25 protein-coding genes and 1 pseudogene are annotated in these 22,719 nt (G+C 65.8%); 22 read left to right on the top strand and 4 right to left on the bottom strand.

What is annotated here, in order from left to right:
- Window positions 1–73: 73 nt before the first annotated feature.
- The 5 genes from AC5RUF_RS01370 (at window position 74) to AC5RUF_RS01350 (ending at window position 4,868) form a co-directional block, all read left to right on the top strand.
- A complete protein-coding gene (locus AC5RUF_RS01370) occupies window positions 74–2,368 on the top strand; it encodes a carbon starvation CstA family protein (RefSeq protein ID WP_493996032.1) in 2,295 nt (764 codons plus the stop codon).
- Complete coding sequence (locus AC5RUF_RS01365) at window positions 2,365–2,565, top strand: YbdD/YjiX family protein (RefSeq protein ID WP_493996031.1); 201 nt, start codon at window positions 2,365–2,367, stop codon at window positions 2,563–2,565. The genes AC5RUF_RS01370 and AC5RUF_RS01365 overlap by 4 nt, the downstream gene beginning before the upstream one ends.
- Before the next feature lie 157 nt (window positions 2,566–2,722).
- Window positions 2,723–3,460 carry a bacterial proteasome activator family protein gene (locus AC5RUF_RS01360; protein ID WP_493996030.1) on the top strand — a complete coding sequence of 246 codons (738 nt, stop codon included), beginning with the start codon at window positions 2,723–2,725 and terminating at the stop codon, window positions 3,458–3,460.
- A gap of 10 nt (window positions 3,461–3,470) precedes the next feature.
- Window positions 3,471–3,932 carry a hypothetical protein gene (locus AC5RUF_RS01355; RefSeq protein WP_494129449.1) on the top strand — a complete coding sequence of 154 codons (462 nt, stop codon included), beginning with the start codon at window positions 3,471–3,473 and terminating at the stop codon, window positions 3,930–3,932.
- Window positions 3,933–4,031: 99 nt separating this feature from the next.
- Window positions 4,032–4,868, top strand: a complete 837-nt coding sequence (locus tag AC5RUF_RS01350; RefSeq protein ID WP_227929397.1) for an aldo/keto reductase — start codon at window positions 4,032–4,034, stop codon at window positions 4,866–4,868.
- A 67-nt stretch (window positions 4,869–4,935) separates the two neighbouring features.
- Here AC5RUF_RS01350 and AC5RUF_RS01345 read toward each other — a convergent pair whose 3' ends face one another.
- The 4 genes from AC5RUF_RS01345 to AC5RUF_RS01330 are packed head-to-tail and all read right to left on the bottom strand — an operon-like array spanning window position 4,936 to window position 8,119.
- Complete coding sequence (locus AC5RUF_RS01345; RefSeq protein ID WP_494129448.1) at window positions 4,936–5,322, bottom strand: flagellar assembly protein FliW; 387 nt, start codon at window positions 5,320–5,322, stop codon at window positions 4,936–4,938.
- Entirely contained in the window at window positions 5,319–6,209 is an 891-nt protein-coding gene (gene flgL, locus AC5RUF_RS01340) for a flagellar hook-associated protein FlgL (protein ID WP_493996026.1), read from the bottom strand. The genes AC5RUF_RS01345 and flgL overlap by 4 nt, the downstream gene beginning before the upstream one ends.
- A gap of 4 nt (window positions 6,210–6,213) precedes the next feature.
- Entirely contained in the window at window positions 6,214–7,614 is a 1,401-nt protein-coding gene (gene flgK / locus AC5RUF_RS01335; RefSeq protein ID WP_493996025.1) for a flagellar hook-associated protein FlgK, read from the bottom strand.
- Between the two features lie 19 nt (window positions 7,615–7,633).
- Window positions 7,634–8,119, bottom strand: coding sequence for a flagellar protein FlgN (locus AC5RUF_RS01330; protein ID WP_493996024.1), 486 nt, complete (start codon window positions 8,117–8,119; stop codon window positions 7,634–7,636).
- Between the two features lie 286 nt (window positions 8,120–8,405).
- On the opposite strand from AC5RUF_RS01330, the gene AC5RUF_RS01325 reads away from it, so the two are divergent.
- The 17 genes and pseudogenes from AC5RUF_RS01325 to AC5RUF_RS01245 all read left to right on the top strand — a co-directional run.
- On the top strand, window positions 8,406–9,296 hold the full coding sequence (locus AC5RUF_RS01325; RefSeq protein ID WP_493996023.1) for a sigma-70 family RNA polymerase sigma factor: 891 nt from the start codon (window positions 8,406–8,408) through the stop codon (window positions 9,294–9,296).
- A gap of 135 nt (window positions 9,297–9,431) precedes the next feature.
- On the top strand, window positions 9,432–10,289 hold the full coding sequence (locus tag AC5RUF_RS01320; RefSeq protein ID WP_493996022.1) for a flagellin N-terminal helical domain-containing protein: 858 nt from the start codon (window positions 9,432–9,434) through the stop codon (window positions 10,287–10,289).
- 229 nt (window positions 10,290–10,518) lie between these two features.
- The gene (locus tag AC5RUF_RS01315) at window positions 10,519–11,361 is read left to right on the top strand and encodes a flagellin N-terminal helical domain-containing protein (protein WP_493996021.1); all 843 of its coding nucleotides are present in this window, start codon (window positions 10,519–10,521) and stop codon (window positions 11,359–11,361) included.
- Window positions 11,362–11,627: 266 nt separating this feature from the next.
- Window positions 11,628–12,494 carry a flagellin N-terminal helical domain-containing protein gene (locus tag AC5RUF_RS01310; RefSeq protein ID WP_493996020.1) on the top strand — a complete coding sequence of 289 codons (867 nt, stop codon included), beginning with the start codon at window positions 11,628–11,630 and terminating at the stop codon, window positions 12,492–12,494.
- 181 nt (window positions 12,495–12,675) lie between these two features.
- On the top strand, window positions 12,676–14,016 hold the full coding sequence (gene fliD / locus AC5RUF_RS01305) for a flagellar filament capping protein FliD (protein ID WP_494129447.1): 1,341 nt from the start codon (window positions 12,676–12,678) through the stop codon (window positions 14,014–14,016).
- A 2-nt stretch (window positions 14,017–14,018) separates the two neighbouring features.
- Window positions 14,019–14,456 carry a flagellar export chaperone FliS gene (gene fliS / locus AC5RUF_RS01300; RefSeq protein ID WP_493996018.1) on the top strand — a complete coding sequence of 146 codons (438 nt, stop codon included), beginning with the start codon at window positions 14,019–14,021 and terminating at the stop codon, window positions 14,454–14,456.
- Window positions 14,446–14,790, top strand: coding sequence for a hypothetical protein (locus AC5RUF_RS01295; protein ID WP_493996017.1), 345 nt, complete (start codon window positions 14,446–14,448; stop codon window positions 14,788–14,790). Before fliS ends, AC5RUF_RS01295 begins: the two co-directional genes overlap by 11 nt.
- Window positions 14,791–14,973: 183 nt before the next feature.
- A complete protein-coding gene (locus AC5RUF_RS01290) occupies window positions 14,974–15,315 on the top strand; it encodes a flagellar basal body rod protein FlgB (RefSeq protein ID WP_493996016.1) in 342 nt (113 codons plus the stop codon).
- Window positions 15,315–15,707: a flagellar basal body rod protein FlgC gene (flgC, locus tag AC5RUF_RS01285; RefSeq protein ID WP_494129446.1), complete on the top strand. Its 393-nt coding sequence runs from the start codon at window positions 15,315–15,317 to the stop codon at window positions 15,705–15,707. The genes AC5RUF_RS01290 and flgC overlap by 1 nt, the downstream gene beginning before the upstream one ends.
- Window positions 15,707–16,012, top strand: coding sequence for a flagellar hook-basal body complex protein FliE (gene fliE, locus AC5RUF_RS01280; RefSeq protein WP_494129445.1), 306 nt, complete (start codon window positions 15,707–15,709; stop codon window positions 16,010–16,012). The genes flgC and fliE overlap by 1 nt, the downstream gene beginning before the upstream one ends.
- A complete protein-coding gene (gene fliF, locus AC5RUF_RS01275; RefSeq protein WP_493996013.1) occupies window positions 16,012–17,601 on the top strand; it encodes a flagellar basal-body MS-ring/collar protein FliF in 1,590 nt (529 codons plus the stop codon). The genes fliE and fliF overlap by 1 nt, the downstream gene beginning before the upstream one ends.
- Window positions 17,602–17,654: 53 nt before the next feature.
- On the top strand, window positions 17,655–18,671 hold the full coding sequence (gene fliG, locus AC5RUF_RS01270) for a flagellar motor switch protein FliG (protein WP_494129588.1): 1,017 nt from the start codon (window positions 17,655–17,657) through the stop codon (window positions 18,669–18,671).
- Window positions 18,661–19,266 carry a FliH/SctL family protein gene (locus tag AC5RUF_RS01265; RefSeq protein ID WP_494129444.1) on the top strand — a complete coding sequence of 202 codons (606 nt, stop codon included), beginning with the start codon at window positions 18,661–18,663 and terminating at the stop codon, window positions 19,264–19,266. The genes fliG and AC5RUF_RS01265 overlap by 11 nt, the downstream gene beginning before the upstream one ends.
- On the top strand, window positions 19,263–20,594 hold the full coding sequence (locus AC5RUF_RS01260; protein WP_494129443.1) for a FliI/YscN family ATPase: 1,332 nt from the start codon (window positions 19,263–19,265) through the stop codon (window positions 20,592–20,594). The genes AC5RUF_RS01265 and AC5RUF_RS01260 overlap by 4 nt, the downstream gene beginning before the upstream one ends.
- Complete coding sequence (locus AC5RUF_RS01255) at window positions 20,594–21,025, top strand: flagellar FliJ family protein (RefSeq protein WP_493998619.1); 432 nt, start codon at window positions 20,594–20,596, stop codon at window positions 21,023–21,025. Before AC5RUF_RS01260 ends, AC5RUF_RS01255 begins: the two co-directional genes overlap by 1 nt.
- Window positions 21,025–21,675 (top strand): C40 family peptidase, encoded by a 651-nt coding sequence (locus tag AC5RUF_RS01250; protein ID WP_493998620.1) that lies wholly within the window; start codon window positions 21,025–21,027, stop codon window positions 21,673–21,675. Before AC5RUF_RS01255 ends, AC5RUF_RS01250 begins: the two co-directional genes overlap by 1 nt.
- A pseudogene (locus AC5RUF_RS01245) lies at window positions 21,672–22,719 on the top strand (hypothetical protein); the annotation flags it as partial. The gene AC5RUF_RS01250 and the pseudogene AC5RUF_RS01245, both read left to right, overlap by 4 nt.

Below are 22,719 nucleotides of genomic sequence, written 5' to 3'. Positions count from 1 at the left end.
GGGGCAGGGTCACTCCCTGCCCCACCGGTTTAACTGTCGACGAAGACAAGCCACCGCAGACAAAGGGATCATCATGAGCGAGAACCATCGGCGTCGGGCCGAGACTGAAAGAACAGCGGACGGCGACGTCCTTGAACAGGACCCGGCGCTGCCGCCGGTGGCCGTGGATCCGGAAGTCCTCGCGGCGGAAGACCGACGCTGGACGCCCGGAAAAATCGCACTCTGGGCCGGTATCGCCCTGCTCGGAGGACTCAGCTGGACCATGCTGGCCGTGGTGCGCGGGGAGACGGTCAACGCCATCTGGTTCGTGTTCGCCGCCGTGTGCACGTACTTCATCGGCTACCGCTTCTACTCCAAGCTCATTGAAGCCAAGCTCCTGAAGCCCAATGACCGCCGGGCCACCCCGGCCGAGTATCGGGCCGACGGCAAGGACTACGCCGCCACGGACCGCCGGGTGCTCTACGGGCACCACTTCGCCGCCATCGCCGGCGCCGGGCCCCTGGTGGGTCCCGTCCTGGCCGCGCAGATGGGCTACCTGCCCGGAACCATCTGGATCATTGTCGGCGTGGTCCTGGCCGGCGCCGTGCAGGACTACCTCGTGATGTTCTTCTCCATGCGCCGCGGCGGACGCTCCCTCGGCCAAATGGCCCGGGACGAACTGGGGCTGATCGGCGGCACCGCCGCGCTGATCGCCACCCTGGTCATCATGATCATCATCGTGGCCATCCTCGCCCTGGTGGTGGTGAATGCCCTGGCCGAGAGCCCGTGGGGTGTCTTCTCCGTCAGCATGACCATCCCCATTGCACTCTTTATGGGCGTCTACCTGCGCTTCCTGCGGCCGGGCAAGGTCACCGAGGTCTCCATCATCGGTTTCGTCCTGCTGCTCGCTGCCATCATCGCCGGCGGCTGGATTGCCGACACTCCGCTGGGCGACGCCCTGACCCTGGAACCGGTCACCATTGCCTGGGGCATCATCATCTACGGCTTCATCGCCGCCGTGCTGCCGGTCTGGCTGCTGCTGGCACCGCGTGACTACCTCTCCACCTTCATGAAGGTGGGCACCATCGTGATGCTGGCCGTTGCCATCATCATCGTCCGTCCGGAAATCAGCGTGCCGGCGGTCAGCGAATTCGCCAGCCGGGACAACGGCCCGGTGGTCGCAGGACCGCTGTTCCCGTTCCTGTTCGTCACCATTGCCTGCGGCGCCCTCTCCGGCTTCCACGCCCTGATCTCCTCCGGCACCACCCCGAAAATGCTGGAAAAGGAACGCCAGACCCGGTTCATCGGATACGGCGGCATGCTGATGGAGTCCTTCGTGGCCATCATGGCCCTGGTGGCGGCCATCTCCATTGACCGCGGCATCTACTTCGCCATGAACGCCTCCGCCGGCGCCACTGGCGGCACTGTGGAGGGTGCGGTCGCCTTCGTGAACAGCCTGGGCCTGGCCGGCGTGAACCTCACCCCGGACATGCTCAGCTCGCTGGCATCGGATGTGGGCGAAGAATCCATTGTGTCCCGCACAGGCGGAGCCCCCACCCTCGCCGTCGGGCTGGCAACCATCATGCACTCGCTGATCGGCGGGCCGTCGATGATGGCGTTCTGGTACCACTTCGCCATCATGTTCGAGGCCCTGTTCATCCTCACCGCCGTCGACGCCGGCACCCGGGTAGCCCGGTTCATGCTGCAGGATTCCATCGGCAACTTCGCCCCGAAGTTCAAGGACATGTCCTGGCGACCCGGGGCGTGGATCTGTACGGCCATCATGGTGGCCGGCTGGGGGTCGATCCTGATCATGGGGGTCACGGATCCGCTGGGCGGAATCAACACCCTCTTCCCGCTCTTCGGCATCGCCAACCAGCTGCTGGCCGCCATTGCACTGGCGGTCTGCATGGCGATCATTGCCAAGAAGAACGCCTTCAAGTGGCTGTGGATCGTGGCGCTTCCGCTGGCCTTCGCCGCGGTGGTGACCATTACGGCGTCGTTCTACAAGATTTTCTCGCCGGTTCCCGCGGTTGGTTACTGGGCGAACCACGAGGCGTTCCAAGCGGCCCTGGCCGAAGGGAAAACAAGCTTCGGCACGGCCAAGACGGTGGAAGCCATGGAAGCCGTGGTGCGCAACACGCTGATCCAGACCACGCTCTCGGTGGTGTTTGTGACCCTGGCGATCATCGTCATCATCACGGCGATCATCGCCACCATCAGGTCCTACCGCTCCGGCGGCGCCCCCAGCGCCGAGGACCCGGCGGCTCCGTCCCGGACCTTCGCACCCGCCGGGTTCCTTGCAACCCCGGCGGAGAAGGAGATCCAGGCCCAGTGGGATGCTCTGCCGGCTGCGGAGCGGCCGGCAAGGAAGGCAGCGCACTCATGAGTGCCGCGATTGCAGTGAAGCAGGGCGTGCACAGCCTCGTCCGGTTTTTCCGTGACGTGATGGGGGAGGACGCGTACCGCAAGTACACGGACTTCCACGCGGCGTCCGGCTGCACCTCGCCGCTGATGAGCGAGCGGGAATTCTGGCGGGACAAGATGGACCGGCAGGACGCAAACCCGCAGGGCCGCTGCTGCTAGCTTCGGCATCCGGTTTCCTAACGACGGCGGCGCTGCAGGCGGATTCATCTCCGCCTGCCGCGCCGCCGCCGTTTCTCCGGTGGTTAAACCGCGGGGACAAGCCCCAAACGCGGCTTGCCAAGGGGCAACTATGACCAACCGTGAGAGCATTAATGCCATGACTGAACAGAACGGATCCTCCGACCGCCCAGATGCGGCCTCGGACGCCGGTGTCACGTCAGAGACGCATCCCGGCCACACCCCCGGCACGGTGCCCGACGGGCCAGAGCAGGACCGGACCGAAGACCACGGGACCGAGCAGCACGGGGCCGAACATGCCGCCCCCGCCGAAGGCACCGCCGTCGACCACCCGGCGGAGGGCGCCGTCGATCACCCTGCCGAAGCGTCCAAGAACCGCGGCAAGCCCGCGAAGCTCAACGAGTTGGTTGATGAACCGGCCAAGGTGATGCGGATCGGCACCATGATCAAGCAGCTGCTGGAGGAAGTGCGGAACGCACCCCTGGATGACGCCGCCCGCAACCGGCTGGCGGAAATCCACGCCCGTTCGCTGCGCGAGCTGGAAGACGGGCTCGCCCCGGAACTGGTGAACGAACTGCACCGGATCAACCTGCCGTTCCTGGACGAAGCCACCCCCACAGATGCCGAACTGCGGATTACCCAGGCGCAGCTCGTGGGCTGGCTTGAAGGACTGTTCCGCGGCATCCAGACGGCCATCGCCGCCCAGCAGACAGCCAACCAGATGGGCCGGCTGCAGTTGCGCCAGCTGCCGCCGGGCACCATGCTGGCACCGGGAGTTGTTATTGGAGACGACGGGGAACCGCGCCGCGCGCAGGGCCCCCAAGGGACGGGCAGCCCGCGGCAGGAACCGCAGTCGGGCCCCGGCCAGTATCTGTAGTAGGACGTAGATGGTACTTTTTGCAGCCGCCCGGCAGGGGCGGAAGGATGACGCGGAACTCGGCAAGGGTGTGTGGCGCCGTGCCCATGACCGTTTCACCCGGGGGCTGGACCGCTATTACCAGATGCTCGAGGGCGTGGATGATGACGCCATCTACAACGAGCTGGTCACCGTAGCCAACGAACTCGCAGCGCTGCTGCCGCGGATCCGCGCAGTGTGCACCCGGGCGCAGCTGCTGCTGCCGAGCACCGGCCAGAACATCCCCGGAGCAATGACCGCCGTGCACCGTGCCCTGTCCCGGAGCGGAAACTCGCTGGCAGCGGCGGCAGAGGCCGCAGCCATGTCCCGGCTGGAGGGCGAACGCTGGGGCATCGCCTCGGCCAACCTCGCGAATGTCCGACGCCGGGCAGAGCTGGTGGGTGAGGACGTCGCCGAGGCTGAACGGGCCCTGGCTGCCGCCGAAAGTAATTAGAGAGCCAAAATACTTCACCAAAGCGGGAATACGTTACGGCCGGTTTCGCGGTGAGCTTATCCGCTTTGCCATCCGCCGGTGCCGGACAAGGATGAGACCATGACTACATCACCGGTTCTGACTTTTAATGACGGCAACACCATTCCCCAGCTCGGCTACGGCGTGTGGCAGGTTGAGGACGAGGTGGCCGAAAAGGTAGTGGGACAGGCCTTCGAGGTTGGCTACCGCCACATCGATACGGCCAAGATCTACGGCAACGAGGCCGGCGTGGGCCGTGCCATTGCCGCCACGTCCGTTCCCCGTGAAGACATGTTCATCACCACCAAGGTGTGGAACGCGGACCAGGGCTACGAAGAGACCCTGAAGGCCTTCGATGCCTCCATGGAGCGCCTGGGCCTGGAAACCCTGGACCTGTACCTGATCCACTGGCTGCAGCCGAAGCAGAACAAGTACGTGGACACCTGGAAGGCACTGGTCGAGCTGCAGAAGCAGGGCCGGGTAAAGTCCATCGGCGTCTGCAACTTCACCAAGGAAGCCCTGCAGGAAATCATCGACGCCACCGGCGTGGTTCCTGTCCTGAACCAGGTGGAAACCCACCCGTACCTGAACCAGGCCGATCTGCGCGCCTTCGAGGCCGAGCACAACATCCTGCACGAGTCCTGGTCCCCGCTGGGCTCCGGCAAGGGCCTGCTCGAAGATCCCAAGCTGGTGGAGATTGCCGCGAAGTACGACGGCGCCACCCCGGCCCAGGTGGTCATCGCCTGGCACCTGGCCCTGGGCAGCATTGTGATTCCCAAGTCCGTGACGGAGTCCCGGATCCGGGAAAACTGGGAAGCGCTGAACCTGAAGCTCAGCGATGAGGACATCGAAGCCATCAACGCGCTGGACAACGGCACCCGTTACGGCGCCGACCCGGCCACGGCCGACTTCGCCTAATAGCGGTCGACACGTAAAAGGCGCGCACCCTGCAGGGTGCGCGCCTTTTGGCGTTAAGGACCGCTGCCTAGGCTGCCACGGGGTCCAGCGGGGCGCGGACCGGCCAGTCCTGGCCCTCGAGGATGACCTGGGCGCAGCTGCCGGTATTTATGTTGACCACGATCGGTGCCAGCAGGTTCACGGTGGTGCCCTCCAAGGTTGGGTTCGCCACCACCAGCACGGCGGCATCTGCGGAGGTTTCCAGTTCCAGCTGATGACGCTGTTCATCCGTGATTTCCGGATGGTAGTCGGGCAGGTAGACGGAGGCGTCCAGGACGTACAGCCGGGCGCTGCCGCCGGTGCCGGAAGCGCTGAGGGCAAACAGCCCCGCCGCGCCGTCGATCTCCTCGAGATCGAAGTGCACCTCCGGAGCCAGCCCCGGCGGCGGCGCCAGGAACGTCAGGCCGGTGCTCATCGCAGGAAGTCCATCAGGGTGGGCTGCAGTGCCTTGGCCGTGACCGCCAAGGCGGACTGGTAGGCAACTTCCTGCAGCTTCATGTCCAGGATGACCTTGGCGGTGTCCAGATCCTCAATGCCGGAGCGGCGGGATTCCAGGCTGATCGACTGGTCCGCCAGGGTGTCCTTGGCCTTGATGGTGGCGGCATGCCGCACACCGAGTGCCGAGTGCTCCATCCGGATGGTTTCGGACGCGGCATCGATCTTGCCGAGGTAGGCGCTGGTGTCCTTGTTGTCGTTCAGGTCCGCCACCAGGTTATCGACCATTTTGAAGACAGAATCATCGCCGCTGCCAAACACGGCTTCGCCGTCGGTATCAACGCGCATAAGGGTACTGCCGTCCAATCGGCGCGTAGTGGGGGTGCCGCTTCCGCTGTAGTTGTAGGAGCCTGCGGGGTCTTCGGTGAACGCCTTGCCCGTGTCCGATGTGCCCGCGAAGACGGTGCGGCCCAGGTACGTGGTGTTGGCCTCGCGCAGCAGGTCCGTCTTGAGTCCGGCCAGCTCCGTAGCCACGGCCTTGCGGTCGCTGGGGGACATGGTGCCGGTGGTCGCGCTGATCGCCAGGTCCTTGATGCGTCCCATGATTTTGGTGGTGTTGCTCAGGGCGCTGTCGGTGACGGTATGCCAGCCGTCGGCGTCGCTGACGTTGGACGCGTACTGGGCATTGGCACGGATCTCGGAGCGCACCTTCATGGCGTTGGCGGTGCCGATCGGATCGTCGGAGGGACGGGCAATGGCTGCGGAGGAGGTGACCTGCTCCTGCAGCTTGGCCATCCGGGACATGCTGGCCTGAAGGTTCATCTGGGCCGTCCGGGCCATGGTCTGGTTGGTGCTGCGGCTGATCACGGGGTTACCTTCCAACAATTCCGGTGCGGTTGATGAGGGTGTCCAGCATTTCGTCGATTGCGCTCATCACGCGTGCGGCGCCCTGGTAAGCGTGCTGGTACATCAGCAGGTTCACGTTTTCCTCGTCCAGGTCCACGGAGGCATTGGAAAGCTGCAGGTCCACCGCTGAGGAGGAGGCGACGTCGGCGAGGGTGGCCTGCTGCAGCTCTGCGCGGCTGAGTGAACCGGTGGCCGTGACAAATGCGCTCCAGACCTTGTCCGCGGAGCCGGCCTTCGAGCCGAGCTGGGAGATCTTATCCGCGATGCCGCCGTCCAGGGTGCCGGCACCCGGGGTGCCGGCGGCGATGCCGGAGGCATCCGTGGGGACCACCTTCAGCGTGGTGGCGGCGGGGGTGCCCACGGAGAAGAAGGCCAGACCGGTGGTGCCGGCGGTGGTGGCACCCTGGCCGTGCAGCTCGTTGACGGTGGCGGCCAACGTAGCGGCCACCTCGTTGTAGGAAGCGGCGGCACTGGCAAAGACGCCTCCGCTTGCGGCCGGAGCCAGCAGCGAGACGGCGCCGGCAATTTCGCCCTTGGTGATCCCGGCCGTGCCCGGACGGTCGGTCCACCCGACCGTGGGCGCAGTGGCATCGTCCATGGAACGGCCACCGGTCACCTGCAGGGTCCGGACGTTGGTTCCGGACACCAGCGCGTTGCCGTCGATCAGGACATCCACCATGCCGTCTGCTGATTCCCGCACCGTGGCGCCGCTTAGTGCAGCGATGGTGGTGGCAAGGGTGTTGCGCTGGTCCACCAGTTCATTGGCGGAGGCGCCGGAAGCCAGGGTGGAGCGGATGGCGCCGTTGAGGTTGGCCAGCTGCGCGGCACTGGCGTTGAGCTCGGACACCATGCTGTCCAGGCTGCCGCGGGTGCTGTTCCACTGGTCCCGCACGGCGTTGTAGCCGGTGGCGATCTGGGCCGCCACGGCGTTGGCCTCGTTCAGCAGCGCGGCGGCCGGAACATTGTCACCGGGGCTGTTCTTGACGCCCTGCCAGGCGGCGGAGAATTCCTGCAGGGCGTTGGACAGCCCGTTCTTCCCCGGCTCGTTGAAGCTGTCTTCCAGCTCGATCAGCGCGTTGGCGCGGATGGCGGAGTATCCGGCGACGGCGGCGGTGCTGCGGACCCGGGCATCGAGCTGCAGGCTGCCCAGCCGGGCGATGGAGTCCACGGACACGCCCTGGCCCACGCCGGTGCCGGTGGCGAAGCGGCCCATGGGGGCCAGAGGTGCCACGGCGGAGGTGTTCAGGCGCTGGCGGGTGTAGCCGGCCACATTGGCGTTGGCCACGTTCTGGCCCACCACGTCCAGGCCCTTACGGGCCGCGGAAAGGCCGGTGTACGCCGTGTTGAGGCCGCTGAAGGTGCTCATTGCTTAGGAGTCCTTAACGTCAGATGTTCTGGTCAACCAGCCGGGCGGCTGACGTGGGGGCGGCCGAGGTGCCGGACGCCGTATAAGTGTTGGCTTCCGGATTCAATCCGGCGAGGGTTTCCTGGGCCGAACGGGCCGCAGTGCGCAGGAACTGCTCGTTTACATCGCGCAGTTCGCGGATCTTGACGGTCAGTTCGGTCATGGCCTGCAGATGCGCATTGAAGATTTCCGTCCACGGTCCCGGGGGAGCGGCGGCCACCAGTTCACGAAGTGTTGCGTCTTCGGAGGTGCCCCATTCCTTGGCCAGCCCGGCCACAGCCACAGCCCGGCCCAGATCGGCCCCACGGAGGCGTTCGAGCACCTGCTCCACTTCACGCGTGGCATGCGTAAGCCATTTGGTTTTACCGGAGGTAAGCAGCAGTTGTTCTTCTTCGAGCTTGAACACAAGAAGTTCCAACAATTCGCGCTCCTCCCAAAGAAGCGCCGAGAGTCTCTGGGTACCCATGCCTGGCTCACCTCCTCGGTAGTGCACTGAATGTCTCTGTGAATGACTAAAGACGTCTGATTCCAGGCCCCAACCTGCGGCAAAAGTCTTCGGATCGACGTGCAAATATCAATTTGTCCGTCAAAAACCACTATCGGCCGGTTCGCCGTCAATGTTAGTGGTATGTTTCAGCTCATACGCTCACGCGTGGATACCTCAGCGGACTCAGCCACTGACCACGACGCCGGCGTGCAGCTGGGGGACAGTTGGGGGATAGTTGGGGAACAAGGGCTTGGGGGTCCAAAAATTGAATCGTACCGAACGCAATGCGCTCGTGGTGGAAAACCTGCCGCTGGTGGGCTACCTGGTATCCGAAGTCTGCGCCAAGGCCACGCACCTTTCGCGTGATGACCTCGCCTCTGCCGGTTCCATCGCCCTGATAACGTCGGCCGATTCCTTTGATCCGGATCTTGGTGTGCCGTTCGGCGCGTATGCCCGCCGCCGCATCATCGGAGCCTTTGCGGACGAGATGCGGTCCAATGACTGGGCCACCCGCTCCGCGCGGCGCCGGATCAAGGAAACCCTGGCAGTCAAGGAGACCCTGACCGCGGCCCTGGGCCGCACCCCCAACGTGGATGAGATTGCCTCCGCGCTGGGTGTGGACCGCACGGTGGCTGAAGACGCCCTGTCGGACGCGTCCCGGACGGTGTCCAGCCTGGATGAGTCCATCTCGGACTTCCTGGTGGCGGACCTGCCGTCCCCGGAGGGGTCCCTGCTGGCCACCGAGCGGCTGAAGTACCTGACCGCGGCCGTCGCCGCCCTGCCGGAGAAGATGCGGTACATCGTGGAAGAGATCTACTTCCACGACCGCACGGTCAAGGAGATCGCGGAGGAACTGGGCAGCACCCACTCGGCCGTCTCCCAGCAGCGCGCCGAAGCCGTCCGCCTGCTCCGTGACGGGCTGGGCACACATTACTCGGATGAGGGCACAGCTCCGCAGATTTCCTCGCGGATTGCCCCGGCCCGCCGCAACGCGTACCTCACCACGGTGGGGCAGAACACGGCAGGCGGAATTACCCGGCACCATCTGTCGCCGGTGCAGCCCGGGGTGGCGGCGGTTGCTGGGATGCCCGGAACCGCTGTGGGGCTGCCGGGTATTCCCGGCCGGCCGGCAGTGTTCAACCCAGCCGCTTCCTAGGGAAGCGGCAACGCGGCGGTCAATTTGGGTGAGCGCTGCCTTGTTCCTAACCCCGGTGGCCGGGACGCCGATAGCTAATGCTGCAGGCCCATGGATGGGCCTGTAAGAAACAGCCCACTCACGGAGGAACACATCATGGGTTTCACAATTGCAACAAACGTTTCATCGCTCAATGCCATGCGCAACCTGACGCTGAACCAGACGTCCCAGGCAAAGTCGGTGGAGCGTCTCTCCAGCGGCCTGCGGATCAACCGTGCAGCTGACGACGCCGCCGGCCTGTCCATCTCCGAAGGCCTGAAGAACCAGGTTTCCGGCCTGCAGGTTGCCGGGCGCAACGCCCAGGATGGCATCAGCCTCATCCAGACCGCTGAAGGCGCCCTGACCGAGGTTCACAACATCATGAACCGCATGCGTGACCTGGCGGTTCAGTCCTCGAACGATACGAACAACACCGCGTCGCGCACGGCCATCCAGTCGGAAGTTACCGCACTGAGCTCGGAGCTGACGCGTATCAGCACCTCGACCAACTTCAACGGCATCCAGCTGCTTGGACCGGGGACGGATGCCACTGCCGATCCTTTCCCTGGCACTTTGAAGATCCAGGTGGGTGCGGATGCTTCCGATACCATCGACATCACATTGGCGAATGTTGCAGCAACACTCACGACCCTGGCCGGCACGGGCGCAACCGCCCTCAGTGTCAGCACGCAGGCCGGTGCCACGGCGGCCATCACCGCCCTGGATACGGCTATTGCCAGCACGTCCAGCCAGCGCGCAACCCTGGGTGCACAGCAGAACCGCCTGGAGTCCACCGCCCGCACCATCGCGGTGTCCGTGGAGAACCTCTCCTCGGCCAACTCGCGGATCCGTGACACGGACATGGCAGCGGAAATGGGCAGCTTCACCAAGTCCCAGATCCTCTCCCAGGCCGCTACTGCCATGCTGGCCCAGGCGAACCAGATGAACTCCGGCGTTATGCAGCTCCTGCAGTAGCAGATCGGGCATCACCGGATTCATCAGCAGTAAAGCAACGGTAGGAAATGGGTTGGTTGTAAGGAGTAGGAATACTCCCGGCGGCCGGCCCATTTCCTGTCTGCAGGGACTGAAGCAGCCGGATCATTTTCCTGCTCCGGCTAACCCCACTGCCCGGCGCGCCGATAGCTAATGGTGCAGGCCCATGGATGGGCCTGTAAGAAACAGCCCACTCACGGAGGAACACATCATGGGTTTCACAATTGCAACAAACGTTTCATCGCTCAATGCCATGCGCAACCTGACGCTGAACCAGACGTCCCAGGCGAAGTCGGTGGAGCGTCTCTCCAGCGGCCTGCGGATCAACCGTGCAGCTGACGACGCCGCCGGCCTGTCCATCTCCGAAGGCCTGAAGAACCAGGTTTCCGGCCTGCAGGTTGCCGGGCGCAACGCCCAGGATGGCATCAGCCTCATCCAGACCGCTGAAGGCGCCCTGACCGAGGTTCACAACATCATGAACCGCATGCGTGACCTCGCGGTTCAGTCCTCGAACGATACGAACAACGAGGCCTCCCGTACGGCCATCCAGTCGGAAGTCGACGCGCTGAGCGAGGAGCTGACCCGTATCAGCACCTCGACCAACTTCAACGGCATCCAGCTGCTGGGCCCGAGCGCTGATGCTACTCCTGTGGCTCAGGCGGCGACCCTGAAGATCCAGGTGGGTGCGGATGCTTCCGACACCATCGACATCACTCAGGCCAACGTTGCCACCACCCTCACCGGGCTGGCCACGCTGGACGTCACCTCCCAGACGGGTGCCACGGCGGCCATCACTGCCCTGGATACGGCTATCGCCACCACGTCCAGCCAGCGCGCAACCCTGGGTGCACAGCAGAACCGGCTGGAGTCCACCGCACGCACCATCGCGGTGTCCGTGGAGAACCTCTCCTCGGCCAACTCGCGTATCCGCGACACGGATATGGCAGCGGAAATGGGCAGCTTCACCAAGTCCCAGATCCTCTCCCAGGCCGCTACCGCCATGCTGGCCCAGGCGAACCAGATGAACTCCGGCGTTATGCAGCTCCTGCAGTAGCAGATCGGGCATTACCGGATTCATCAGCAGTAAGAACCACCAGCAGTAACCGCAGAACCGGCAGGTGAATGGTCGCTGGCGGCGGGGAAACATGACTTGGACCTCACGCTTCCCGCCGCCAGCCCATTCCCTGCCTTCTGTTTACGAATCGGGAAGCGCAAAGTTTTTCCAAGGATTGCTAACACCCACCCTGTGACCGCCGATAGATAGTGGTGCAGGCCCATGGAAGGGCCGGTAGGTACAGCCCACTCACGGAGGAACACATCATGGGTTTCACAATCGCAACAAACGTTTCGTCGCTCAATGCCATGCGCAACCTGACGCTGAACCAGAGCGCACAGGCCAAGTCGGTGGAGCGTCTCTCCAGCGGCCTGCGCATCAACCGTGCAGCCGACGACGCCGCCGGCCTGTCCATCTCCGAAGGCCTGAAGAACCAGGTCTCCGGCCTGACCCAGGCTGGCCGCAACGCGCAGGACGGCATCAGCCTCATCCAGACCGCTGAAGGCGCCCTGACCGAGGTTCACAACATCATGAACCGCATGCGTGACCTGGCAGTCCAGTCCGCAAACGATACGAACAACACCGCGTCGCGCACGGCCATCCAGTCCGAAGTCAAGGCGCTGAGTGACGAGCTGACCCGTATCAGCACCTCGACCAACTTCAACGGCATCAAGCTGCTCAATAACTCGGCCGGCACGCTCGTGACCGCCCCCGGCGCGCCCGCGGGTGACCCCGGAACCGCCACGCTGAAGATCCAGGTCGGTGCGGATGCTTCCGACACCATCGACATCACACTTGCCAATGTGACAAGCACTATCGCCCCGCTGGCAGCCCTGAACGCGAGCACTCAGACCGGGGCTACCACGGCCATCGGCCTGCTGGACACGGCTATTGCCGCTACGTCCAGCCAGCGCGCCACCCTGGGTGCTCAGCAGAACCGCCTGGAGTCCACCGCCCGCACCATCGCGGTGTCCGTGGAGAACCTCTCCTCGGCCAACTCGCGGATCCGTGACACGGACATGGCAGCGGAAATGGGCAGCTTCACCAAGTCCCAGATCCTCTCCCAGGCCGCTACTGCCATGCTGGCCCAGGCGAACCAGATGAACTCCGGCGTTATGCAGCTCCTGCAGTAGCAGATCGGGCATCACCGGATTCATCAGCAGTAACCGTATGACTGGCAGGTGAATGGCCGCTGGCGGCGGGGAAACATGACTTGGACCTCACGCTTCCCGCCGCCAGCCCATTCCCTGCCTTCTGCTTGTCACCCGCACCACCAGCAGGACCTTTCCAGCAGGACTTCTCAAGGAGCATTTCATGGCGCTAGGCATTGACGGGCTGATCAGTGGCATCGACACCACCGCCATGATCGCTGACCTGATGAAGATTGAAGCGCGCCCCCAGGCCCTCCTGAAGCAGAAGGTGCAGTCCAACCAGCTTTTTGTCACAGCGCTGCAGAACCTGAATACCAAGGTCGCCTCCCTGGCCGACGCCGCTGCCAAGGTTGCCAAAGCCGGCGGCACGGACCGCTACGCCGCCGTCACAGGTTCCCCTACCGTGAAGGCAACCACGAAGGCCGGTGCAGCCGCCGGGTCGCTGGACATTACCGTCAACAAGTTGGCCACGGCCCAGGTTTCCCTGTCCGGTGCCATGGCCGCCTGGCCCAACGGGGACGCATTGTCGATCTCCGCGAATGGCACCATTACGGAACTGGACACCGCAGGCAAGAGCCTGGACGAAGTCATCAGCACCGTCAATAAGGCCAACCTGGGCGTCACCGCAGTCAAGATCGCTGCCGGCAGCGTGGACGGTGTTGCCCAGTACCGGATGCAGTTCACTGCGGCCGCCACCGGTGCGGCAGGAGCTTTCACCGTCTCCCATAACGGCACCGATCTGGGCGCCATCCGGGCCGGATCCGATGCCGAAGTCACCCTCTGGGCCGGCGTCCCCGGGGCGGAAACCAAGATCACCTCCGCCACCAATACCTTCGCCGACCTCATGCCCGGTGTCGATATCACCGTCTCTGCCGTGTCTGCAGAGCCCGTCACCATTGCGGTCAGCCGGGACAGCAAGGCAATTGCTGACGTCGCGGCCGGACTGGTCTCCAGCCTCGCGGATGTCTTCAGCTACATTGACCGAAACTCCACGGTCAGCGTCAACACGTCCGACGGCACCACCAAGGCCGAAGGAGGAGTCTTCACCGGAGACTCCTCCATCCGCGCACTCAAGCAGTCCATCATGGACGCCGCCACCGGCGCGCTGAACGGAAAGTCCCCGTCGGAAATCGGCATCACCATCACCAAGTACGGCACGGTGGAGTTCGACGCGGAGAAGTTCACGGCAGCCCTCGCGGACGATCCGGAAAACACCCAGGCAGCGCTCCAGGCCATTGCCGGCCGCATTGAATCCGCCGGTAAGGTCGCCTCGGACAAGTACGACGGAACCATCACCAAGCGGATCACCGGGCAGGAGTCCACGGTCCGTGACCTTAACAGCCAGATTGCGGACTGGGACCGCCGCCTCGCCTCACGCGAATCCACCCTGAAGCTGGTCTGGACCAACCTGGAAGTGAAGCTGGGCGCGCTCAACAGCCAGATGGACTGGCTCACCGGCCAGCTGGACTCCCTCTCCGCCTCCTCCTTCTCGAGTAAGAAGTGACCGTGAACTACGGACTCGCCGCCAAGCGGGCGGAATACGCCCGCAACGCCGTGCTCTCTGCCTCACCCGCCCGCCTGCTGACCATGCTCTACGACCGCTTGCTGCTGGATCTGGCCCGCGCCGAAGAAGCACAGCAGAACGCCAACTGGCAGGTGGCCTCCGAAAACCTGCTCCACGCGCAGAGCATCATCACCGAATTGCTGGGCACGCTGAAGACCGACGTGTGGGAGGGCGGGGAGAACCTGCACGCCATCTACACGTACTCCCTGTCCAAGTTGCTGAACGCCAACATTGACCGGGATCCGAAGCTGACCCGGGAGTGCATCGACCTGCTGGAACCGATCCGCGCCGCTTGGCACGAAGCTGCCGCACAGCTTCCCGTTACCGGCGCAACACCGGCAGCCAACACCACTCCGGGCGGGGTCCTCGGTGTCGGCTGAATCCGCAGAGCCCTACCGCAGTCCCGAAGACCTGGCAAACTTCGTGCTCTGGGAAACCGTCCTGACCCAGCTCGAAGACAACCTGGAATCCTTCCTGGAAGGCAGGTCCGTCACGGAACAGGCGCGGGAGGTAGCCTCCGACTGGGAGCCGCCGGCGGAACTGGGTCCGCTGCCGGAAGCCCTCATCACGCGGGCCCGGCTGCTGTCCAAGGCCCAGTCCCGCGCCTACGCGCAGCTGCGCAACGAGTCCCGGACCAACCGCAAGCAGAGCATGCTGATCCGCAGCGTGCCGGGCCCGGCGTCGTCGGCCGTGTACCTGGAAGTGGACGGATAAACGAAGAAATAGGAAGTTTACTTATTTCTTCTATATCGCATACTTGCAGAAATCAAAAAAATTACTTGAATAATCGCTTACGCCTCCTGCGTAATTGCCGATAACAACCAATGAGCATGGATAGCTCACGCAACAGGCCACGGATCGGCCGCACTGTCCCTTTAGCGAGAACTGGGTTCCACCGTGTTCGATTCCGTTTCCTCCATTGCACTGCAAAGTGCCCTGGATGGCCTTGCCCTGCGGCAGCGGGCCATCGCGAACAACATCGCCAATGTGAATACTCCCGGCTACCAGGCCCAGCGCGTCAGTTTTGAAGACGCCCTCGCCAAATCGGTGAAAGCCGGCAACGGAGCGGCCGCCGCCACCACCGCGCGTTCCCTGGAACCCACCCGGCTGGACGGCAGCAACGTCAACCTGGACACGGAAACCCTGTCCAACATCGACACCGTGCTGCGCTACCAGTTCGCCACCCAGGCTGTTGGCGGAGAGGCCAACTCCCTCCGCACTGCCATGAGGACCAACTAATGACTTTTGATGCCATCGGCATTGCCGCCACCGGCCTGACCACCCACCGCAAGTGGCTGGACGCCGTCTCCGACAACCTGGCCAACGCCAACAACGTCTCCAGCACCGACGGCTCCGCCTTCCAGGCCCGCTATGTGGTGGCCCAGGAAGGCGCGGAGGGCACCGGCGTCTACGTGTCCGGCGTGCAGTACGGCGACGCCGAGGGCCGTATGGTCTACCAGCCGGACCATGCCCTGGCCGACGCCGAGGGGTACGTCCGCTACCCGGACATCGACCTGTCCGAACAGATGGGCAACCTGATCCTTGCCCAGCGCGGCTACGAAGCCAACGCCGCCGTGGTTGACCGTGCCAAGAGCACTTACGAAGCAGCACTGCAGATTGGACGCTCCTAATGCCCGTTCCCGCCATCGCCGCCGTCAGCGGCACCACGCCCACGGCGTACGTAGAGGCGGCCGTCCCGGCCGTTTCCACGGACGGCTCGGCCTTCGGGGCGTCGCTTACCGGGGCCGTGGACAACGTGACCGAACTGCAGTCCACATCCAAGAAGCTGGCCGTGCAGGCCGTCACCGGAGACCTGGATGACATCCACGCCGCCACCATCGCCTCCACCCGGGCGTCGCTGACCCTGGAACTGGTGGCAGCCGTACGGAACAAGGGCGTTGACGCGTTCAACGAGATTATGAGGATGCAGGCCTGATGCCTCCCGCGATGAACGCGATGGCCGGCCGCGTAGGGTCCACCATCCGCGAGTTCACCCTCGCCCAAAAGACAATCGCCATCATCGGTATTGCCGTGGTGGGCCTCGGCATTGCCCTGCTGGCCTCCTGGCTGACGAAGCCGTCCTACACCCCGCTGTTCTCCGGACTGCAGGCCGAGGACGCCAACGCCATTGTGGAGCAGCTCAAGACCGACGGCGTGCCCTACGAAATTGCCGCAGGCGGCGGAACCATCATGGTTCCCGAGGAAAAGGTCTACGACCAGCGGCTCAAGGCTGCCGGCGCCGGACTGCCCTCCGAATCCACCGGCGGCTACTCCCTGCTTGATGACATGGGGGTCACCTCCTCCGAGTTCCAGCAGACCGTGACCTACAAGCGGGCCCTGGAAGGCGAAATCGCCAAGACCGTGGCCGCCATCGACGGCGTCAAGAACGCCTCCGTACAGCTGGCCATCCCCGAGGACACAGTGTTCGTCTCGGAAAAGAAGGATCCCACCGCGTCCGTGTTCATCGAAACCGCCAGCGGCAGCTCACTCAGCGCCGACCAGGTGCAGGCCATTGTGCATCTGACCTCCGCGTCGGTGGACGGCATGCAGGCCACCGACGTGGCCGTCATCGACGCCAAGGGCACCGTGCTCTCCGCCGTCGGGATGGGTGCCACCGGCTCCGCGGATAAGCAGGCCACCGACTACGAACAGCGGGTCACCGCCTCCGTGCAGTCCATGCTGGACCGCGTGGTGGGACCCGGCAACGCCACCGTGGCCGTGGCCGCGGACATGAGCTACGAATCCGCCAACCGGGTGGAAGAGTCCTTCACCGCACCGCAGGACACCCCGGCCCTGAACGAGTCCACCAGCACCGAGGAATACACCGGCGGCAACGGCAACACGGCCGCCGGCATCCTGGGCCCGGACAACATCGCCGTGCCCAACGGTACCAACGACGACGGCTCCTTCCGCTCCGAAACCAGCACCAAGAACAACGCCGTCAACAAGGTCACCGAAACCCGGGACATCCCCGCCGGTGCCCTGAACCGGCAGACCGTTTCCGTTGCCCTGAACACCCAGGCCGCCGCCGGACTGAACGTTGCGGACCTTGAAGCACTGGTGGCCACCGCTGCCGGCATCAACACCGAACGCGGCGACGAAATCACGGTGGAAATGGTGTCCTTCAACGCTGACGGTGCCACCAGCGCCCAGCAGGCACTGGCCGACGCCGAGGCCGCGGAAGAAGCCGAGCGCCGGGCCGAAATGCTGCGGATGGGAATCATCGTGGCGGGCGTCGTACTGGTGGTCATCCTGGCCCTGGTGGCGTACGCCATGCGCTCCCGCCGGCAGAACCGCGAAGCCGTTGACCTGGGCGAACTGCCTGAACTCGACCCGCTGGCTCCGGCCACCGGGCTGGCCATGCTTGAGCCTGAACCGGTACCCACCGACACCGCGTCCATGCAGATTGTTGCCGCGGCCGTGGGCCAGGACCGCAAGCGCGCCGAACTTGACGCGCTGGCCGCCCAGGACCCGGTCCGCACCGCTGACTACCTGCGCAACCTCATGGAGGAAACCCGGCCATGACCGAGCTTGCCACCGCCCCGGCAGGGCTGCCCCTTGCCCTGAACGCTCCCGAGATGCCCCAGAAAGGCGAGCTGACCGGTACCCAGAAAGCTGCCATCGTGCTGATGCAGCTGGAGACCTCGCGGGCCGCGGTGGTGATGCAGCAGTTCACCGAGGCCGAGGCACAGGCCATTGCCGCGGAAATCGTCCGGCTCAAGCGGGTGGACGCATCGGTGGCAGAAGAGGCCATCAACGAGTTCTATGACATGACCGTGGAAGGCCGGCGCCGCGCCCACGGCGGCCGCGACGTCGCCATGGGCCTGCTGGAAGCCTCCTTCGGCGTCGAGCGTGCCTCCGGCGTGATGGAACGCCTCGCGTCCTCGATGGCCGGCAAGTCCTTCGAATTCCTCGAAAGCGCCGAACCGAACCAGGTCATCTCCCTGCTGGACGGTGAACTGCCGCAGACCATCGCACTGGTCCTGGCCCACATGCGTCCCCAGCGGGCCTCGGCCGTACTCACGGGCCTGAACCAGGACCTGCGCACCGACGTGGCCCAGGCCATTGCCACCATGGCGCGGGCCACGCCCGAGGCCGTGCGCGTGGTCGCCGAAACCCTCCGCGCACGCGCCTCCGCCCTCGGCGCAGCCCGCGAAGCCGCGGATGCCATCGGCGGCATCCAGCCGCTGGTGGACATCATCAACCGTTCCGACGCCGTAACCGAGCGCGCCCTGCTCCAGGCCCTGGAGGAACGCGACCCGGACCTGGCCGAAGAGGTGCGTTCCCGCATGCTCACCTTCGGCGACCTGGTCAAGCTCGAACGGCGCGACGTGCAGCTGGTGCTGCGCGGCATCGACGTCGGCACCTTGGCACTGGCCATGAAGGGCGCCACGGAAGCGGTACTGGACGCCATCCGCACGAACGTTTCCGAACGCAACCGGGAACTGCTCGACGACGAAATCAAGGTTTCCGGTCCGGCCCGCCTGTCGCAGGTGGAAGAGGCACGTGCCAACATTGTCCGGGCCATCCGCGAAATGGAAGCCCAGGGCATCATCGAGGTGCACCATGCGGACGAGGAAGAGTATGTCTACTGAGGCTTTCTCCCGCCTGGTCTACACCGCACTCGGCGCAGCCGACGAAGACCAGCTCAGCGCCCAGGTGGAGGCCCGCGGGCATGCCGCCGGCTATGCGGCAGGACTGCGGGCAGCCAACGAGGACACCGAACTGCTGCGCCGCACCCTGCGCGAGCAGTACGAAGACGAGATGCGCCGCGGCCAGGAACGCCTGAACCGCAGCCTCGCGGCGCTGAATGCTGCCGTGTTCAGCCTCGAGGGCCGTACCGTGGCCCTGATCACGGACATGCAGGACGTCCTGGCGGCGGCCGCCATCGAGCTGGCCGAAGCCCTGCTGCAGCGGGAACTGTCCGACGGCGACGCCTCCGCCCGCTCCGCCCTGGCCCGCGCCCTGGAAGGGGTGGACACGGACCTGGTGCAGCGGGTGCGGATGCACCCGGTGGATCTGGCGTCCCTGGACGAAGATACCCTGCGCCGCGCCCGCGTCGACTTTGTGGGCGATCCCGGCCTGCAGCGCGGCGATGCGGTCACTGAATTCCCGGACGGTTACCTGGACGCCTCCCTGAGTGCGGCCATCTCACGGGCCCGCGCCGCACTGCTGGAGGTGGAGGCATGACCGCCACCGCTTGGCGTCCGCGTCCTGCGGGATTCGCCGCCGCCCTTCGCACGGCCGCACCCCAGCGGGTGGGTCGGGTGTCCTCCGTTCTCGGACTGAGCGTGGAAATTGCCGGACTGGACTGCGGAGTGGGGGACCTGGTGTCCATCGGCCACCCCGGCTCGGCCGTGGACGCCGAAGTAGTGGCCGCGACCCGCGAAGGCATCCGCTGCATGCCCTTCGGCCGCCTCACCGGACTGACCGCCGGCACCCCGGCCCGCTCCAAGGGCACACCCCTGCTGGTACCCACCGGCACCGGACTGTTCGGCCGCGTGCTGGACGGCCTGGGCCGTCCGATTGACGGGAAGGGCCCGCTGGACATCGAGGCCCTGGTGCCGCTGGACCACGAAACCCCGTCCGCCATGCTGCGCACCCGGATCGACACCCCGCTCCAACTGGGTGTCCGGGCCCTGGACACGCTCACCACGGTGGGCCGCGGCCAGCGCATGGGCCTGTTCGCCGGTTCCGGCGTGGGCAAGTCCTCGCTGCTGTCCATGATTGCCCGCGGCACCGACGCCGAAGTGTCCGTCATCGCCCTGGTGGGCGAGCGCGGCCGCGAAGTGCGCGAATTCCTCGAAGACGACCTGGGCGCCGAAGGCCTGGCCCGGTCCATCGTGGTGGTCTCGACGTCGGACGAACCGGCCCTGATGCGCCTGCGCGCAGCCTTTGTGGCCACCCGCATCGCCGAGTCCTTCCGTGACCGCGGCGCCGACGTCATGCTCATGATGGACTCGCTGACCCGGGTGGCCATGGCGCAGCGCGAGATCGGCCTGTCCGTGGGCGAACCGCCCGCCACCCGCGGCTACCCGCCCTCCACCTTTTCCCTGCTGGCCCAGCTGCTGGAACGCGCCGGCACCGGGGAGCGTGGCTCCGTGACCGGGATGTACACCGTCCTGGTGGACGGCGATGACCACAACGAACCCATTGCCGACAGCGCCCGCTCCATCCTGGACGGGCACGTGGTGCTGGACCGCAAGCTGGCCGTTTCCGGGCACTTCCCCTCGGTGGACGCGCTGGCTTCCATTTCCCGTGTCGCCTCCCGGGTCAACCCGCGGGAGCGCAGCGATGCCGCCTCCACCCTTCGCCGGGTGATGGCCGCACGGAAGGCCGCACAGGACCTGCTCGACGTCGGCGCCTACCAGCGCGGCTCCAATCCGCTGGTGGACGCGGCCGTGGACAACCAGGACGCCATCAACGCTTTCCTGCAGCAGCGGATGGATGAACAAACCCCGGCGGAGACCGCCTGGGCGCAGCTGCATAACCTGACCCGGATGCTGGGGGTGTCCTGATGGCCCGTACCTTTCCCCTGGCCGGCCTGCTCCGGCTGCGCCAGCTGCAGCAGGACCAGGCGGCGGGCGAACTGGCTGCCGCCAATGCCCGCGAGCAGGAAACCCGTCAGGCCCGTGCCGAGGCGTACGACGCCCTGGAGCACAGCAACAGCCAGGCCATGGACGCAGTGACCATGAACGCCATTGCCGCCGCCCGCGCGTCGTCGCGCAGCATGCTTGCCGACCTCAACGCCCTCGGCACCCGCCACACTGCGGAAGTGGAAGCGGCCCGTGCCGAGTTCTCCGCTGCGCGGGCCCGGTCCGTGGGGCTGGAAAAGCTGGAGGGCAAGTACGCGGCGGCCGAGGCCGCCGAAGACCTGCGCACCGAACAAACCATCCTGGATGAACTTGCCGGCTCCGCCTGGCACCGCCGGCAGAAGGAAGCCAACTGATGAGCATGACCGACGCCCTGGGGCGCATCGATGAAATCCGGAGCACGCTGAGCCAGCTCTCCGGTGCCGCAGCCGTGAAGCAGGACGCCGCCGCTTCCGTTGCAGGTTCGGGCACCGCGTTTGCTTCCACGCTGTCATCACTGACCGGGACCGCCGGCACCGGTGCAGGCGGAGCCGCGGACGGCAAGGTGCTGGATGCCGTCCAGAAGTACCTGGGGCTGCCCTATATCTGGGGCGGCAACGACCCGGCCCAGGGCCTGGACTGCTCATCCTTTGTACAGAACGTCTACAAGGACCTGGGCTACACCCTGCCCCGGGTCACCTGGGACCAGATGAACGCCGGCACCGAGGTGCCCTCGCTGGCGCAGGCCCAGGCGGGCGATCTGCTCTTCAGCCACGACGGCGGCCACGTCGCCATCTACCTGGGCAACGGCAAGGCGGTGGATGCCCCGCAGCCGGGCCAGACCATCGCCATCCGTGATGCCTGGGAGACCGACGCCAACCTGACCACCATCCGCCGGATCCTGCCCACCGCCGCACCCGCCGCGAATCCCCTCGGTACCGCAGGGATCACGGGTGCCTCGGGTATTTCCGATCTGGTCGCCTCGGCACGGAACGCCCAGGCTGCACTGATGGGCTCGGCAGTATGAGCGTCTCCACCGGGCTGCCGCGCCCCGCCGCACCTACCGCCGCCTCGCGGTCCACCGGCGCTCCTCAGCCCGGTGCGTCCGGCGCGGACGCCGGCGCCGCTTTCGGCTCCTCACTGCAGGACGCGGTGGCTTCGGCACGCGATGCCGCGGCGGACCAGCAGGCAGCTGTCCGGACCGCCGCCAAGCAGGCCAAAAACAATGAGTCCTCAATTCCTGCCGGGAACGATGCGTACGGGACCCGGGCCGGCACGGCCGCTGCCCTCGCCGCTGGAGCATCGGGTCTCTCCGGCACAGGGACTCCGGGCACGGAGAGCGCTGATGCCTCCGCCGCAAGTGCCGGTTCGCCGGTTCCTGCGGACGCTGTCCCGTCCGCTGCAGCCGTATTCGCCAGCCTGGCCGGAATTCCGCTGCCGCCCGCTGCCGTACCCGGCACTGCGGGAGCCATTGCTGAAACCGTTGACGGAACCCCCGACGAGTCCGGTGCCGCCGCAACCACCGCTGAAGCCGGCGCAGCTGTTGCCAGTGCAACGGGAACCGGATCCGCGGAGCACGGGCTGCCGGGCAGCACCGTGCCGGCCCAGTCCGCCGCAGCGGCAGTCCTCGCCGCTGCTGGCGCAACGGGCAAAGCAACCGGTTCCGCCACTGCAGGCTCCGCCCTTCCTGCCGCAGGGGTTGCGTCGGTTCCGAACGCAGCAGCCACTGACACCGAAGCCCTCGCCTCCACTGCCACTGATCCGGCGTCGACGCCGGAGCGGCAGGGGAATGCAGCAGCGTCCGGGACCGCGGTCCCGGCCGCGTCCGTTCCCGGTGCGGTACCGGCAGGTGCCCCCGCGGCATCGGCTCCAACGCCCGGCGGCGCACCTGCCGGTACCGGCTCCACAGTCTCCGGTTCAGCATCCGGTTCCGCAGCTGCCGGTTCCACTCCGGGGAGTTCCGCGGCCGCAGCCGGGAATTCCGGTGCCGCCTTCGCAGCCGCCGCAACGCGTGCAACGGCAGGGTCAGCCGAGGGGACTGCTGCTGCTTCCGCCGCTCCCGCGGCGGACG

Source organism: Arthrobacter sp. Y3224198 (assembly GCF_059090025.1).
The sequence above is the reverse complement of the archived record's forward strand: the minus strand, read 5'-3'. Positions and strand labels throughout refer to the sequence as shown.